Consider the following 15,390-nt stretch of genomic DNA (forward strand, 5'->3'; position numbering starts at 1 on the left):
TCGTGACAGGATCAGGCTGCCAGACCCAGCTCGGCGAGCGGGATCTCGGAACCGACGTAATCGTTGTAGAGCGAGGTGGTGTAGAGCAGACGCATCTGGGCCCCAAGCTCACAGATCTTCAGGCATTTTTGCTGAAGCTCATAGGTGCGGGCATGTTCCAGAACGATCTGGTAGCCACGTTCGCCGTGGATTTCGTCGGAGACGATGTGCAGGTCGAAGAATTCGACCTCCTCATCGGTAAAGCCGTATTTGTCGCGCAGCGTCGGGGTCTGTTTGCGATAGATCGACGGCACCTGGCTTTCGAGACCGACGACAAGACCGGCGATGGCGACGATCGGGTCTTCGCGCATCGCGGTGTTGTAGCACCAGGCTTGCAGCGCGCGGGTGGTGGCGTTGGCGTTCTCGACGTTCTTGATGCGCTCGCGGGTGGTGCCACAGGCCTCACCGAAGCGGATCAGGAGATCGGTGTGACGATCGGCGGCCAGTTCTTCTTCATACATGTTCTGCAACATGAAATCCTTGGCCTCCTCGTACTCCGCGGGCAGGCGGGCGTAGACATAGGCGAGGTAATCGGCGAAGGGGCCGACATAGTGGTAATGGTTTTCACACCAGCGCGCGAGATGTTCGCGCGACAGCTTGCCACTGGCCCAGGCCAGACTGAACGGCGATGCGTTTGCGGTATTGCCGCGAATGGCGTTTTCGAGGGCTGTGCGAAGTTCGTCAGGATTAAGGACCTTGCCCATTTCCGTCTCCGTGTTGGTTATGCGTCAGGTTTTATGTGTCTTGTCGAGACCCTGTCGGCGTCAGGGGAATGCGAGATTCTTCAGGTCTCAATTCACCATACTGTATACCAAATTATGGGTCCATATCTTATTGAAGGAAATTTTAAAAACCACAAATCAAACTATTTTATTGTTTTTGTTGTTTAAAATATAAATCTGCAAAATTTTCAGTCAAATTATGAAATACTAAATACTAGTATTTTCCATCCACTCCTGCAAACTCAGGAAGAAAATCCAACCCCAGAATCCCAAAATGGCCTCCCAGAACAAGGACCGCACGCCCGTGACCTCCCAGACGCCGCCTCCCGCTCCCTCATCCAAGCCCATATCCTCGTCGACCAGTCTGCGCGCCCGACAAGAGGCCGTCGCCACCGGCCACCCTCTCGCCGCTCAGACCGCCATGGACATACTGGCACGCGGCGGCACGGCGGTGGACGCCGCCATCGCCGCCGACGCGATCCTCGGGGTGGTCGAACCCATGGCCACAGGGCTTGGCGGCGACAGCCTCGCCATGCTGCTGCCGCCGGGCGAGGCACCGCTCACCTATAATGGCACGGGCAAAAGCCCCCGCGCCCTGACCCCGGATCATGTGGCCGACCTGCCCGGTCGCAAAATCCCCGAACGCCATCCCTATTCCGTCACCGTGCCGGGGCTGGCGCGCGGCTGGGCCGATCTACACGCGCGCTTCGGCCGCCTGCCCTTCGCCGATCTGCTGGCCCCGGCTGCAAAACTCGCTCGCGAAGGCTTCGAGGTCGCACCGATCTGCGCTCGCGAATGGCAGATCTTCGCCAAGGTGATCCAGAACGACCCCGCTTCCAATGCAATCTACCAAGGCGGAGCCATCCCGCAGGCCGGCGAGCGCTTCCGCAACCCCGCACTGGCCGATCTTTTGGACGCCATCGCCATGGAGGGGCCGGATGCGTTTTACAAAGGCAAGGCCGCCGAGGCGATCGAGCGCGCAGCCAAAGCGCGCGGCGCACTTCTCACCGCCGAGGACCTCGCCGCCCACGAAGGTTTTTTCGACCGCCCGGTGCGGCGCATGTTCAAAGGCATCGAAATTCTCGAATGCCCGCCCAACACCCATGGCATCGGCGTGCTGAAGGCGCTCGAACGCCTCGATGCGATGAATCTGCCGATGGACGACCCGACGAGCATGGTCGAGGTGGTAAAGGCCACCCGCGAAGGCATGAAATACGCGCGGGAGACCGTGGCGGACCCGTCGGGCAACACGGTCTGCACCGCGATTGTCGACCGCGAGGGCTTTGCCGTGACCCTGATGAGCAGCATCTTCAAACGCTTCGGCTCGGGGATTGGCGTGCCGGAACTGGGGATTTGCCTGCAAAACCGCGGCCACGGGTTTTCCGCGCCTGGTCATATCAATGGCGTGGCGGGCGACAAGCGCCCCTATCACACGGTGATCCCGGCGGCGGCGCTCAAAGATGGGCGGTTTCACGCGGTGTTCGGCGTGGTCGGCGGGCTGATGCAGCCGCAGGGCCATATCCAGATGATGGTCCGCCTCGCGGCCTGGGGACAGGATGTGCAGGAGGCCATGAATGCCCCACGCTGGCGGCTCGAAAGCGACACGCAGATCGCATTGGAAACCGGCTCCGATCCGGCTTTTGCCGAGGCCTTGAAAGCCGCCGGGTTCGAGGACGCCACAGGCGCAGGCGAATTGGGCGGGCGCAGCGATTTCGGCGGGTCGCAATGCGTCATGCGCACCGATGACGGCGGCTTAATCGCCGGATCGGACCCGCGCAAGGACGGCACAAAACTGGGCCGATAAAAAAGGGGCGCCGTGAGCGCCCCTTCCCCGTCCAGCTTTCAAACGATTTCAGTCCGTAGACACATGCCAGCAGGCGGCCCAATGCCCACCGCCGTGCCTGGCGAAAGGCGGCGCTTCGCGCTGGCAATGGCCGCCCGACTTGTCGCAGCAATCGCGGTAGCGGCAGCCCGGCCCCGCAAGGTTCAGCTCAGGCGGACGATGAGCCGCAGGCGCACAATCGCCATTGCGGCGCAGCGCCGGATCGGGTTCCGGCACGGCAGACAACAGCACCTTGGTATAGGGATGCTCCGGTGCCTCGTAGATCGCATCCCGATCCGCCATTTCCACCATGTGACCGCGATGCAGGATCGCGATGTCATGGGAAATATGGCGCACGACAGAGAGATCGTGGGCGATGAACACATAGGTCAGCCCCAGCTCCTGTTGCAGGTCCTGCATCAGGTTCACCACCTGCGCCCGGACCGACACATCGAGCGCCGAAACCGGCTCGTCGGCAATGATCAGCCGCGGCTTGAGCGCCAGCGCCCGGGCGATACCGATCCTCTGGCGCTGCCCGCCGGAAAAGCCATGCGGGAAACGATCCAGCGCATCGAGCGGCAAGTTGACCAGACGCATCAGCTCGCCGACCTGATCGCGCGCCTCCTCGATCGAGGACACGATCCCATGCACCAAAAGTGGCTCGGCAATGAGTTCGAGCACCTTCATGCGCGGGTTGAGGCTTGTGTAAGGGTCCTGAAAGATCAGTTGAATGTCGCGGGTGAGACGACGCAGCGCCTCACCCTTGACGTTGGAAATATCCTTGCCGTCGAAAATCACCCGCCCGTCGGAGATCGGCAGACGCCGCAGGATGGCCCGACCGAGGGTCGATTTGCCGGAACCGGATTCGCCGACGAGGCCAAGCGTCTTGCCGCGCGCCAGATCGAAGGTGATGTTCTCCAGCGCCTGGATCTTCTTCGGCGGGCCGAAGGGGCGTTCGCGTTCGCCATCGAAGGTGACGCCAAGCCCACGTACCGAGAGGATCGGCATTTCGGGGGCGACGGGATGATCCGTCGCGAAACGATTGGACTGATCGGTCATCGCGCCTGCACCTCCGCCTGCCTGTCAACCGGCTCAGCCCAGGCCGCCACGGAAGGCGTCCAGCAGGTGACCGTGCCACCTTCCGGCGTCGCCTGGCGCGCGGGTTTTTCGTCGCATTGTCGGGAAGCGACCGGGCAGCGCGATTGAAAGGCACAGCCCTTGGGCGGATGCAACAGGCTGGGCGGCGCACCGTCGATGGACACTAGCCGCGCGCGCCGATCATCGAGCCGCGGCGTCGAACGGATCAGCCCTTGGGTATAGGGATGCTCGGCATGAGCGAACACGGTTTCCGCCGCCCCCGCCTCGACAATAGAGCCTGCGTACATCACCGCGACCTTTTCGCAAAGCCCGGCGACGATACCGAGATCATGGGTGATCAGCACGATGGAGAGCCCCATGGATTTTTGCAGATCGGCCAGAAGGTCGAGCACCTGCGCCTGAATCGTGACGTCAAGCGCCGTGGTCGGCTCATCCGCAATCAGAAGCTCCGGCTCGCAGGCGATGGCGAGCGCGATCATCACGCGCTGGCGCATGCCGCCGGAAAACTCATGCGGATATTGCCCCATGCGCCGTTTTGGTTCGGTGATGCCCACGGCGTCGAGCAAGTCGACCCCACGCGCAAAGGCCTTGTCCTTCGAGAGGCCCATATGACGGCGCAGCACCTCGACGAGATGCGCGCCGATGGTCATCAGCGGGTTGAGCGAGGTCATCGGGTCCTGAAACACCATGGAGACGGATTTGCCCCGGAGCTTGCCCGCGGCCCTCTGCCCCTCACGGGTCAGAAGCGATTGCCCTTTCCACAGAATATCCCCCGAGGAAATCCGCCCCGGCAGGCCAATGAGCCCCATGATCGCCTGTGCGGTCACACTCTTGCCGGAGCCGCTTTCGCCCACGAGCGCCATGGTTTCGCCCGGCAGGACGGAAAAAGAGACCCCGCGAAGCCCCTGAACGAGCCCCGCCATAGTGTCGAACTCCACGCAAAGATCGCGGACTTCAAGGATCGGTGTCGGTTGTGCGTTTGCCATTGTTCTGTTCCTTGTCGTCCCGTCAGGCTTTCGTGCGGCGCATCTTGGCGGCGCGGCCCCGGGCGTAGCGTTTTTCGCGTTCGGCGGGTTCGGTGCTGACACGCAGCCAGTTGGCGAAAAGATTGATCGAGAGCACCGTCATCGCGATGGCGAGCCCCGGGAAAGTGATCGGCCACCAGGCGATCATCATGTAATTCTTGCCGCCCGCCACATCGAGGCCCCAGCTCGTCGCCGGAGGTTGCACCCCGAGGCCCAGAAACGACAGCGCCGCTTCGGCGAGAATGATGTTGGTGAATTCGAGAATGCCCAGTGTCAGAAGCGGCGCGATCAGGTTCGGCAGGATGTGCTTGATGATGATCCGCGAGCTTTTGCAGCCGACCACCTCGGCCGCCTCGATGAAGGGCGTCTGGCGCAAGGACATGACGATGCCGCGCACCACGCGGGTGTAGATCATCCAGTTCGAGAAGGCCAGAACGACGATGATCGTCGTGGTCGACGGCCCGATCACCGCCACCAGCAGAAGCGTGAGCAGAAGACCCGGAAAGGCCACCTGCACATCGACGATCCGCATGATGAGCGCGTCCGTCAGACCGCCCTTGTAGCCCGCGATTAGCCCGGCCATGACACCGAAGCTGCCCGCAAGTGCCACGACAGAGACCGACACCAAAAGCGAGGAGCGCGCACCGTACAGGAGCCGCGAAAAGATGTCCCGGCCCAGCATGTCGGTGCCCAGAAGATGCCCCGGCGCACTTCCATCCATCCAGATCGGCGGCTTGAGCCGCGCCATGACGGATTGCGCCGCCGGGTCATGCGGTGCGATCAGCGGCGCGAAGAGCGCCACCAGAACCAGAAGGACGAGAAAGGCGAAGCCTGCGAACCCGGCCTTGTCACGCCACAATTCGGAGAGAAAGCGCCCGACGGGAGCGAGGGACATGAGCAGGCCTTGTTTCAGGGTCGTTTCAGGAAGCGAAGAGGTTGAAGTGATGGTCATGGCTCAGGCGTCCTTGATCCGAGGGTCGATCAGCTTGAACAGCACGTCGAGCAGAATGTTGACGAGGACGATGCCCACCGCCACGACAAAGACGATGGCCTGAAGCAGGAAGAGATCGCTCTGCCCGATGGCCTTCATCGCGGTGAAGCCCAGTCCCGGCCAGGCGAACACCGTCTCAACGACAACCGTATACCCCGCCCAGGCGCTGATGACCTCCCATCCCGCAAGGGTCAGGACAGGTACCAGCGCGTTGCGCATGGCGTGTTGGAACAGCACCCGCACAAAGGGCAGCCCGCGCGCTTTCGCGGTACGCACATATTGCTGGTTCAGCTCGTTGATCACCGAGGAGCGCACCAGCATCATGATCCGCGCCATGGCCGGCACAGCGAGCGTCAAGGCCGGCAGGATCAGATGTGCCAGCGTGCCAGTCCCCGAGGTCGGCACCCAGCCAAGCCCCACGGCAAAGATCATGATCAGCAGAAGCCCCAGCCAGAATTGCGGGATCGACAACCCGGTCAGGCTCAGCCCGACGATCAGCCGGTCGAACAGCCCGTCGGGCCGGATCGCTGCCACCGCACCGAGAGGAATACCGATCACGATGGCCAGGAACATCCCCGCCCCGATCAGCTCCAGAGTCTTCGGCAATTTGCCCAGCACTACGTCGAGCGCCGGTTTGCGTTGCCAGATACTTTCGCCGAAATCGAACCGCATGAGATCGCCGAGAAAGGCAAAAAATTGCTGGCCCAGCGGCTTGTCCAGCCCGAATTGCGCCTCAAACGCCGCGCGCTGCGCGTCGCTGGCCGAGAGCGGCAACATCACCTTGGCCGGGTCGCCAATCAGCCGGGTTGCAACAAACACCACAATCGTTACGCCAAGCACCACAAGAAGGCCCTGAACAGCTCTTCTCAAAATGAACGTCCCCATAAGTCCGCTCCATATCGTCTGAATTACGTGGGACAGAGCGGACCAGCCGCTCTGCCTGCGAGAAACATGCGTCCTGAGATCAGCAGTGATCACTCGGAGACGGACATTTCCTTGACGAGAAGTTTCGCGTCGATGCGCGGGGTCCATTCCAACCGTTCGCTCAGCCCGTAGATGTCTTCCTGATTGAGCAACGGCGCGAGATAGTCGAGCTCGAAGGCTTTCTGTGTGATCTCGGCATAGAGCGCCTTGCGGGCCTCGACATCGGTTTCGGTGCGTGCCGCCTGAATTTTCGCAGCCATCTCCTCGTCGACATTGGAGGCGTAGCTGGCGTTATACTCAAGCCCGGCGGTCAGCGGACGATCGGCATCCAGAAGCTCGTCGGAGTTGGTCACGAAAATCGCGTCCGGGCGATGTTCCTTGTCGAAGAGCTGGTTGAGATATTCGCCGAATTCCTCGATATGGATGTCCACATCCAGCCCGATTTCCGACCAATAGGCCCCCACGGCTTCGATCAGTTCGCGATCCTTGAGCCAGCGCCCGGATTCCCCCACCAAAGTGATGGTCTTGCCGGTCGCCCCCGCCTCTTCGATCAGCGCCCTGGCGGCCTCCGGATCGTAAGCATATTGCGGCAGGCTTTCATTGAAGCCAAAGCTCTTCGGGTTGACGAGCTGGCCATGGACCGGGATCGCATTGCCGACGAACAGGCTTTCGGCCAGCGCACTACGGTCGATCGCGAGGTTGAGCGCACGGCGGACCTTCGGATCTTCCATCACCGGGTTCGCGGTCGACAGGATCAGCGTCGAGGTCTCCAGCCCCTGCGTGGTGATCGCTTTCGGCACGGCGGCGGCGAATTCCGGGTAGAGGTTGCGGATCAGGTCCAGCTCCCCCGCCATCAGCCCCGACAGGCGCGTGCCCGCCTCGCCGATGAAACGATAGGTGACATCGTCGATCTCCGGCACCTCGCCCCAGTAGCTGTCGTTGCGCACAAGCGTGATGCCTTCGCCCGGTGCCCATTCGGAGAGCATGTAAGGACCGGTGCCCGCCGGTGCACGACCGAATTGTTCATCCGCCGCATAGGTCGTCGGCACCATTTTCATCCAGTACATCCGCGCGGGCAGAACCGGATCGGGACCGCTGGTCTGGATGTGAACCGTCAGATCGTCGACCGCTTCGGCCCCTTCGATCGTGCCGAAATAGGCCATCTGTTCCGAGTTATAGGCCGGGTCGATGATCCGGGTAACCGAGGCCACAACGCTGGCCGCATCGAAGGGCTCGCCATTGGTGAAGGTCACACCGGGTTTCAGCTTGAATTCCCAGGTCAGATCGTCGATCTGGCTCGGCATCTCCGCGGCAAGCCCGGGCACGAGCGTGCCATCCGTCGTGCGCTCCAGAAGCGTTTCGAAGATATTGTCGGTCACCGCCCGTTCGGCCCCGTCGTCACGCTGTTGCGGGTCGAGGGTGGTTGGCTCGGATCCGATCGCGATCGTAACACCTGCGGCATGAAGCGGCAGAGCGGTGCCCAGCAAAAGCGCAGAGACGAGCGCGCGCGATAACGCGGCACGAAGTGCAGTACGATAAGGTGCGTTCATTTGTTTTCCCGTTGGCTAGGAGGTCTGTCCCGATTTTTCGGGTTCTTCTGTTGAGCGCCGACATTCCCTGACATCAGCCTAGGGAGCGGCCGGAATCCCTGTCAACGGCTTCGAGAGCATAATGCGGCCATCCGGGCGACGCGTCGCAAAACAATAGGGTGACGCACAATAATTAAGCGGATTTCGCCCACTATTTATGCGAATTCCTGGGCAATGCCGTCCATTTGGTATTCCAAAATGGTCAAGATCTCACATGACCTTAGAGTCAGCCACTCCATGAAACACAGACAAGAATCGCTTTTCAAAACGTCACAACAGGCAGTTACGACCATATAAATTGCATATTTTTCGAAAAAATCGCATCTCCCGCCCCGCATCACCGAACGCGGCGGGAATGGCTTGCAGGAATTTTTAGTATACCATATACAGATTGCGAGTTGAGACATTCCCAAACTCATACTCAAAGTCACGCCGCGCAGGTTCGGAGGTGACGGAGCTGGCGCATCGACCTCAGGTCGACCCCGCTCGTCTCCCCGCCCGCGCGGCGTGCGCATGGAACGGAACGCATGACCGACACATTGAAACGTACCCTGATCGTCACCGGCGCCGCCAGTGGCATCGGCGCCGCCATCGCCCGCAAATGCGCGGGCCCCGACACCCGGCTTTTGCTGCACACCGGCAAGAATGCAGACACGCTTGCCGCCGTGGCCCAAGACTGCATCGCCGCCGGATCGCAGGTGATCACCGAACTCGGCGACCTTAGCGATCCGGCACTCCCCGCCCTGCTCGTCAGCCGCGCCCGCACCGCATTCGGAACGGTCGACCAGATCGTCAGCAACGCGGGCAAGGCCTCGAAAGCGCCCTTCGGCCAGTTCAGCCATGACGATCTCATACGCGATTTCGCCATGATGCCGGGCGCCTTCGCCGGGCTCGTCACGGCGGCCTTGCCGGATCTCGAAACCTCGCCCTGGGGTCGGGTCGTGGCGATCAGCTCCTTCGTCGCCCATGTCCACGGTAAGGCGGGCACCAGCTTTCCGACCACCTCGGCAGCCAAAGCCGCGATCGAGGCACTGGTCGAAGCTCTCGCCCTGCAACTCGCCCCGATGGGCACGACCGTCAATTCCGTGGTCCCCGGTTTCACCCGCAAACAGGGCGGCGGACATCTGGCCGTCACCACGGACACGCTGTCCGCCGCCATGGCCGCCACGCCCACGGGCCGCCTGACCGAACCCGATGACATTGCCGCCACCGTGGCGTTCCTTCTGTCGCAAGAGGCAGGCCAGATCACCGGCACGACCGTCCATGTCGACGGCGGACTAACACTGGGGTAAGCCATGACCGACCTGACGCTCTATCTGCAACTCGGCGCGGTGCTGATCGCGACCGGTTTCGTCGCCGGGATCATCGCCGGACTTCTGGGCCTCGGCGGCGGCATCGTCCTCGTCCCCGCCTTCTATTTCCTGTTTTCCGCCATGGGCTATGAAAGCGCCCATCTGATGCAGGTCTGTGTCGCCACCTCTCTGGCCACCATCGTCGTGACCTCGCTGCGCTCCGTGCAATCGCATCGCAAACGCGGCACGGTCGACATGGACATCCTGAGGACATGGGCGCCGGGCATCGTGCTTGGGGCGGTGATCGGGACACTGGTGGCCACGCGCCTGTCCTCCCATGTCCTTCTGGCCATTTTTGGCATGTTGGGCATGCTGGTCTCCGCCCAGATGGCCTTTGGCGGACCAAAGGAGGCCACCGAAGACCATCGCCTGCCCGGTGAACCGCTGCGCTCCGCGCTCAGTTCCGGCATCGGCTTTCTGTCGGTGCTGATGGGGATCGGAGGCGGCTCTTTCGGCGTGCCGGTCCTGACCCTCTCCGGCCTGTCGATGCACCGCGCCGTGGGCACGGCCGCCGGGTTCGGCCTTTTAATCGCCCTCCCTTCGACCATCAGCTTCGCGCTGCATGGCTGGGAACTGACCGACAAACCGCCCTTTTCCCTCGGGCTGATCAACCTCCCGGCCTTTGCCGCCACCATCGCAATGACCCTGATCTCCACACCTCTGGGCGTCGCGCTCGCCCATAAGCTGCCCGCGAAAAAGCTCAAGCGGCTCTTCGCGGTCTTCCTGTTCCTCACCGCTGCGCGGATGTTGATGAAAGCCTTCGGGAGCTGACCCCAAGGGATCGGGCGTCACGCGATGCTGAGGCCCGATCCGCCCAACAGCCGCCGCACCGAGCCGACGGCAGAGCGCGGCGTATAAGCCCCACTCACCCCGCCAAGAGATTGGGACGACACGCGAATATCCCATTCGAGCCCCTGCCCTTCGACATGGATCAGATGTTCCATCGTCGCCTTGCCCGGCTCCGCGACCACACGGCTCTGCGTCCGGTCGAACCCGATCCCGGCCAGCGCGATGGCGGCATGGACATTGACGTTGCGGGGGAATTGCAGGCAGGCCTCGCGCGCCGTTCCCTCGAACAGCGGACCCGCCGCATCCTCGGCAAGCCCGAGGCTCGGCCCGCTCTTGACCGTGGTGATCGTCACACGTTCGATCACATCGCGCCCGTCCGCCAGACCGTCGAGCGCCATGACCGCACCATGCGGCACGAAAAACCGCGTCCCCGCCGCCGCACAGGCTGCGCGCACCGCATGCTCCGTTTCCGGGCGCGACAACGCAGTGCAACTGAAGGCGCAGAGATCGCTGTTGGCGAGGAGCGCCGCACCGTGCGTATGGATCACCTCCGGCACCGCCGCTTCGATCACCAGATCGACCTCACAGCTCAGGGCCTCCGCCATCTCGGTCAGGATTAGCGCCTCCGGCACCCCTTCCGGTTTGCGGCGACCGGCCAGCATATAGACCAGCTCGACGCCTTCCATCTCCGCCAGCGCATCGTGAATGGCGACGCCGATCTTGCCGGCCCCAAGGATGCCGATCTTGCGCGAAATAGAGGTCATGAGGAGCGGCCTTCTTATCAGTTTTCAAAGTCGTGAGAATTGACCATAAATCCTCATTTTCGTCAATGAATACAGCATGTTTTAAGGTTTATTTTCAGCACAAACACAAGGCGAAACCCGGCTCTTTTGCCACGAATTTGTGCGCCCCGCCCGGATGCCTCGAAACTCACCCTGAAAGCGCCACAGGTCCCTGTTCTGCATAGAGATCGCCCGGCCCCGGATTGGCCGCATGACAGGCGCCGCCGAGATGCGCGACAATGCCCCAGACCGCGTTCAGCCCGGTCTGAACCGCCCCCTCGACCCAGGCCGGGGTCCAGCTTACACTGTCGCCGGCAAGGAAAATTCCGCGCTGTTCCACGGGCATGTCATCCTGCATGAAATGGCTGTAGACCCGGTGGTTGTAGCGGTAATGGCCCGGCAACGCCCCCTTGAAGGCACCAAGGAAATTCTCGTCCGCCTCCCAACTGATGCATTTCGGCACGCCCCGGATATGGCTTGCAATATCGACCTCCGGGTAGATTTTCCCCAAGGCTTTCAAAGCCAGATCCACACGTTTCTCATCGCTCAGCGGCAGCAGCTTGAGCGCATCCGTCATCCAGGCATACGAGAGGCAGATCACCCCCGGCTGATCCGGGCCGTTATCGAAGAAATAGGTGCCCCGGGTGATCCGGTCGGTCAGTGTCATGGACATGACGGGCCGCCCGGTCTTCGGATCCACGTCATTCCAGAACGGCCGATCCACCATGACGAATGTTTTGGCCGCCTGCATGTAACGCGTCCGGTCGAGCGCCATCCAGAGCGGCTGGGCAAAAAGCTCCTCATCCACCTCGATCGCCGTGGTCAGGAGGTGGCTCTGACAGGTCACGAGCACCGCTTCATACGCCGCCTCATTGCCCCATTGATCCGTGACCAGAAGCGGACCATTCCGATTGGAACGGGAAATCTTCATGACTCTTGAACGGGTTGCGCCACGATGCAAAGAGCCGAGCGAGGTCCCTTCCGGCCAATATGTACAAGGCGGCGCGGCGTGCCACAGACGGCGCAAGACGCTTTCGACCCCGCCGACGACATAGCGCTGATCGTCGTCAAATCCGAGCAGGTTCACCCGCAGGATTTCCAGCATCGAGTTCGGGAAATCGGAATCCCAGCCGCCGGTGCCGAAGCCCACCTGGCCGAACACTTCGCGATGTCGGAAGCTGAGGGACTGGAACGCGTCGGAACTCGTGACGAAATCGTAGAAGGTGCGTTCGTCCCAGGCCGCGACGAGGGGATTCCACAGGGATTTGACCCGCGCGGCATCCTTGGCGCGGATGGCATTCTGCAATTCGGTGAAGGCCGCTCCCCCGTCGAGCGCCTGCGCATAGGCCGTCGCAATCTCCTGATAAAGGGCGGGTAACTCCTTCAAGTCACGGGCAAAAACCGTTTCCCCCTCAAGGTCGATCACGGTCGAACCGGCGGCACTGGTCAAAGGGTTCGGGAAGGGTTTCGTCGTGAGCCCCATGAGATCGAGATAATGGTAGAACCCCGCCGAGGAGGCGGGAAAGCGCATGCCGCCCATCTCGGCAATCACAGGCGGAGAGCCTTCGAACCCCGTGCCGTCGAAACTCTCGGATCGCAGCCGCCCTCCGAAACGCGACGCCTCGTAAATGACTGGCTTCAAACCGATTTTCATCAATTCATAAGCCGCGATCACGCCCGAGGCCCCGGCCCCGATCACCGCGACCTCGGTGCCCAGTACGTCCTTCGGCACAGCGCCCAACCCCGCCGGATGGGCAAGCCAGTCGTCATGGGCAAAGGTGAAATCGGGCCCGAAGGCAGTCAGCGGCGGCAGGGTCATGGCAGGATCTTTCCGGTCGAAACGAAGGGGCGGCAAAACGTCGGATTGGCGTCGGATTTATGTCGGACCTCTGAGGGCGACACCACACCCGAAGCGCGCGGGAGAGAACGGCGCGGAATCGCGGCGCGGGGGACGTCCGGCGATCAGATCGGCAACGATCTCCGCCGTGGCCGGGGCCGAGGCGAGGCCGACGTGACCGTGTCCGAAGGCATGGATCACCTCCGGCACCGCCGAGGCCCTGCCGATCACCGGCTTGCCATCGGGCATGGATGGACGACACCCCATCCAGCGTTTCAGATCATGCGACCGACCGGCCAGTGCCGGATAACTGCGCTTCAGATGCGACAGCAACACTTCCGCCCGCGCCCAGTTCGGCGGCGCATCCGGGACGGCGATTTCCACCTGCCCGGCGGCGCGCAGCCCTCCGCGCGTGGTGACATTGGCCATTTTGCCGTCCTGCGGCATCACCGGCACATCGAGGCGAAACGGCACATCGGCGATCTCCACATGATAGCCCCGCTCGGCGGCCAGCGGCAGACGATCCCCCGCCTCGGTCGCAAAAGGCGCTGAGGCGATCCCGGCGGCGATCACCGCCCGGTCACAGGGCAGATCTCCACCCGCGCAGCGCAGCCCCCGCAATTGACCGCCTGAAAGATCGAGCCCCAGAACCCGATCCTGCCGCAGCTCCGCACCCGAGACGGTGAGATAACGCGCCAGCCCCGCGACATAGCCGCCGGGGTCGACGCAATGCGCGCCCTCGGAGATCAGGATACCGAAACCGTAGTCAGACGAAAGATCGGGAGCCAGAGCGCGCAGCCGCGCGGCGGTGCAGTCTTCCATAACAACGCCACATTCGGCCCGGATCTGCCACACCGAACATTCGGCCTGCCATGCCGCGCGATCCCGGAAAGCGTAGAGCAAACCGGTCTGGCGGATCAGATCGGACTGCCCCGTGCGGGCCGCGAGTTCCGCGTGGCGCGCCGGAGCGTCCCGCAGCAACAGGTTGAGATCCCCGGCGATGCGGGCGACATTACCCGGGCGGTTCCCGGCACGCAGGAACGCCCAAAGCCAAGGCAGCAGTCCCGGCAGATCGCGCAGCCGGACGGAAAGCGCCCCGGTCGGATCGAGCAGCATCTTCGGCACCTGCCGCCACAGCCCCGGAGCCGACATCGGCAGAACGGAGGCCGGGCTGATGAACGCGCCATTGCCATAGCTCGCGGCCTGCGCGCCCCCCGGCGCAGCGGGATCGACCACAGTCACCCTGTGACCTTCGGACAGGAGCCGTTCGGCCACACAAAGCCCGACAATACCCGCGCCGATCACGGCGATATGTCTGGAATGAAAATTGCTCATGCTGTGCTCAGATCCGGCTAATCCCGCAGAGGCAGCTTTGCAGGCCACCTGTGAGGGAGGACGTTGTCACCCTTGTTTCGGATGTGTTTGAAACAGTTTGCCAGAGGGTGCGAAAAAAGGAAGGATGCAAAAAAGCATTCCGACATGAGTTTTACTCATGAGAAAGACCGGTCCCCGATGCGCCGTTTCATCCCCTCCCTCGCCGCGCTCGAATGTTTCGAAGCCGCCGCCCGGCATCGCAGCTTCACCCATGCCGCGCAGGATCTCGGCATCACGCAAAGCGGGGTCAGCCGACAGATCGCCGCGCTGGAACAATTCCTCGGCCTCAAACTGTTTCAGCGCATCGGCTCGCGCCTCGTCCTGACCGAGGTGGGAGAAGCCTATCTGAGGGACACGCATCGCCTGCTGTCCGATCTGGAAAACTCGGCGATCGACGCGGTGCGCGGGCAGAGCCTGAGCGGGGTCTTCACCCTCGCGGCGCCCACCGGCTTTGCCACCCATTGGCTGATCCCGCGCCTCGCCCGGTTGCGGGCGGCGCAGCCGGAACTGTTGATCGAGATTCGCATGCAGGATGACAAGGTGCCACCGCAGGAGAGCCGCGCCGATCTGATTGTCCGGCGAGGTGGCGGCGCATGGGCCGGGGTTCGGGCGGAGCCGCTTGCCCCCGAAGAACTGACCGTGATCGCCGCGCCAGACCTGCCCGGACTGCAAATGCCGCTCGACATCCTGGATTTCGACCGACTGCCATCGTTGCAAAACGCCAAACGCCCGGACCTCTGGCTGACATGGCTGCGCGGCACGGCGGTGGCGTACAAGGGGGCGATCCTGGGGCCACGGTTCGACAGCAGCGCGGCGCTGATCGCAGGTGCGCGCCACGGGCTCGGGCTGGCGCTGGTGCCCCGCATGTATGTCGCGCGGGAGATCGGAGACGGGCACCTCATGGAGCCGTTTGCGGGCAAGACCCACAGCGCAGAGAGTTTCTGGGCACTGCGCCCGGAACACCTGCCGCCGCATCCGCGAAGCGCACAGGTCCTGGCCTGGCTCAAGAGGGAAATGAAAGCCGCATGAGGCGGCACGGCACACCG

Annotated in this window: 13 protein-coding genes; 4 read left to right on the forward strand and 9 right to left on the reverse strand. The window is 62.7% G+C overall.

Features of this window, described 5'->3' with window-relative positions; translation table 11 throughout:
- Nucleotides 1-11 precede the first annotated feature (11 nt).
- Entirely contained in the window at nt 12-743 is a 732-nt protein-coding gene (locus CEW89_RS04420) for an iron-containing redox enzyme family protein (RefSeq protein ID WP_066709217.1), read from the reverse strand.
- A gap of 292 nt (nt 744-1,035) precedes the next feature.
- On the opposite strand from CEW89_RS04420, the gene CEW89_RS04425 reads away from it, so the two are divergent.
- Nucleotides 1,036-2,565, forward strand: a complete 1,530-nt coding sequence (locus CEW89_RS04425; protein ID WP_096805039.1) for a gamma-glutamyltransferase family protein — start codon at nt 1,036-1,038, stop codon at nt 2,563-2,565.
- Between the two features lie 48 nt (nt 2,566-2,613).
- Here the strand turns inward: CEW89_RS04425 and CEW89_RS04430 are convergent, their stop codons facing one another.
- From CEW89_RS04430 to CEW89_RS04450, 5 genes are all read right to left on the reverse strand, one after another.
- On the reverse strand, nt 2,614-3,642 hold the full coding sequence (locus CEW89_RS04430; protein WP_096805040.1) for an ABC transporter ATP-binding protein: 1,029 nt from the start codon (nt 3,640-3,642) through the stop codon (nt 2,614-2,616).
- A complete protein-coding gene (locus CEW89_RS04435; protein WP_096805041.1) occupies nt 3,639-4,667 on the reverse strand; it encodes an ABC transporter ATP-binding protein in 1,029 nt (342 codons plus the stop codon). The genes CEW89_RS04430 and CEW89_RS04435 overlap by 4 nt, the downstream gene beginning before the upstream one ends.
- A gap of 22 nt (nt 4,668-4,689) precedes the next feature.
- Nucleotides 4,690-5,658: an ABC transporter permease gene (locus tag CEW89_RS04440; RefSeq protein ID WP_096805042.1), complete on the reverse strand. Its 969-nt coding sequence runs from the start codon at nt 5,656-5,658 to the stop codon at nt 4,690-4,692.
- A gap of 3 nt (nt 5,659-5,661) precedes the next feature.
- Nucleotides 5,662-6,582 (reverse strand): ABC transporter permease, encoded by a 921-nt coding sequence (locus CEW89_RS04445; RefSeq protein ID WP_066709227.1) that lies wholly within the window; start codon nt 6,580-6,582, stop codon nt 5,662-5,664.
- Between the two features lie 89 nt (nt 6,583-6,671).
- Nucleotides 6,672-8,171, reverse strand: coding sequence for an ABC transporter substrate-binding protein (locus CEW89_RS04450; protein ID WP_096805043.1), 1,500 nt, complete (start codon nt 8,169-8,171; stop codon nt 6,672-6,674).
- 566 nt (nt 8,172-8,737) lie between these two features.
- Here CEW89_RS04450 and CEW89_RS04455 point away from each other — a divergent pair.
- Nucleotides 8,738-9,502, forward strand: coding sequence for an SDR family NAD(P)-dependent oxidoreductase (locus CEW89_RS04455; protein WP_096805044.1), 765 nt, complete (start codon nt 8,738-8,740; stop codon nt 9,500-9,502).
- Between the two features lie 3 nt (nt 9,503-9,505).
- Complete coding sequence (locus tag CEW89_RS04460; protein WP_096805045.1) at nt 9,506-10,333, forward strand: sulfite exporter TauE/SafE family protein; 828 nt, start codon at nt 9,506-9,508, stop codon at nt 10,331-10,333.
- A gap of 17 nt (nt 10,334-10,350) precedes the next feature.
- Here the strand turns inward: CEW89_RS04460 and CEW89_RS04465 are convergent, their stop codons facing one another.
- From CEW89_RS04465 to CEW89_RS04475, 3 genes are all read right to left on the reverse strand, one after another.
- Entirely contained in the window at nt 10,351-11,115 is a 765-nt protein-coding gene (locus CEW89_RS04465) for an aspartate dehydrogenase domain-containing protein (protein WP_096805046.1), read from the reverse strand.
- Nucleotides 11,116-11,281: 166 nt separating this feature from the next.
- Nucleotides 11,282-12,952 carry a flavin monoamine oxidase family protein gene (locus tag CEW89_RS04470; RefSeq protein ID WP_096805047.1) on the reverse strand — a complete coding sequence of 557 codons (1,671 nt, stop codon included), beginning with the start codon at nt 12,950-12,952 and terminating at the stop codon, nt 11,282-11,284.
- A gap of 57 nt (nt 12,953-13,009) precedes the next feature.
- Nucleotides 13,010-14,305 carry an NAD(P)/FAD-dependent oxidoreductase gene (locus CEW89_RS04475; RefSeq protein ID WP_096805048.1) on the reverse strand — a complete coding sequence of 432 codons (1,296 nt, stop codon included), beginning with the start codon at nt 14,303-14,305 and terminating at the stop codon, nt 13,010-13,012.
- A gap of 144 nt (nt 14,306-14,449) precedes the next feature.
- Here CEW89_RS04475 and CEW89_RS04480 point away from each other — a divergent pair, with 144 nt between their 5' ends.
- Complete coding sequence (locus CEW89_RS04480) at nt 14,450-15,373, forward strand: LysR substrate-binding domain-containing protein (RefSeq protein ID WP_198403495.1); 924 nt, start codon at nt 14,450-14,452, stop codon at nt 15,371-15,373.
- Nucleotides 15,374-15,390 lie beyond the last annotated feature (17 nt).

This window comes from Celeribacter ethanolicus, from assembly GCF_002407265.1.
Taxonomy (GTDB): Bacteria; Pseudomonadota; Alphaproteobacteria; order Rhodobacterales; family Rhodobacteraceae; genus Celeribacter; species Celeribacter ethanolicus.

Excerpts from the sequence above, each read along its gene's own strand:
- CEW89_RS04420 (WP_066709217.1), bottom strand. The coding sequence starts at position 743 with ATGGGCAAGGTCCTTAATCCTGACGAACTTCGCACAGCCCTCGAAAAC.
- CEW89_RS04425 (WP_096805039.1), top strand. The coding sequence starts at position 1,036 with ATGGCCTCCCAGAACAAGGACCGCACGCCCGTGACCTCCCAGACGCCG.
- CEW89_RS04430 (WP_096805040.1), bottom strand. The coding sequence starts at position 3,642 with ATGACCGATCAGTCCAATCGTTTCGCGACGGATCATCCCGTCGCCCCC.
- CEW89_RS04435 (WP_096805041.1), bottom strand. The coding sequence starts at position 4,667 with ATGGCAAACGCACAACCGACACCGATCCTTGAAGTCCGCGATCTTTGC.
- CEW89_RS04440 (WP_096805042.1), bottom strand. The coding sequence starts at position 5,658 with ATGACCATCACTTCAACCTCTTCGCTTCCTGAAACGACCCTGAAACAA.
- CEW89_RS04445 (WP_066709227.1), bottom strand. The coding sequence starts at position 6,582 with ATGGGGACGTTCATTTTGAGAAGAGCTGTTCAGGGCCTTCTTGTGGTG.
- CEW89_RS04450 (WP_096805043.1), bottom strand. The coding sequence starts at position 8,171 with ATGAACGCACCTTATCGTACTGCACTTCGTGCCGCGTTATCGCGCGCG.
- CEW89_RS04455 (WP_096805044.1), top strand. The coding sequence starts at position 8,738 with ATGACCGACACATTGAAACGTACCCTGATCGTCACCGGCGCCGCCAGT.
- CEW89_RS04460 (WP_096805045.1), top strand. The coding sequence starts at position 9,506 with ATGACCGACCTGACGCTCTATCTGCAACTCGGCGCGGTGCTGATCGCG.
- CEW89_RS04465 (WP_096805046.1), bottom strand. The coding sequence starts at position 11,115 with ATGACCTCTATTTCGCGCAAGATCGGCATCCTTGGGGCCGGCAAGATC.
- CEW89_RS04470 (WP_096805047.1), bottom strand. The coding sequence starts at position 12,952 with ATGACCCTGCCGCCGCTGACTGCCTTCGGGCCCGATTTCACCTTTGCC.
- CEW89_RS04475 (WP_096805048.1), bottom strand. The coding sequence starts at position 14,305 with ATGAGCAATTTTCATTCCAGACATATCGCCGTGATCGGCGCGGGTATT.
- CEW89_RS04480 (WP_198403495.1), top strand. The coding sequence starts at position 14,450 with ATGAGTTTTACTCATGAGAAAGACCGGTCCCCGATGCGCCGTTTCATC.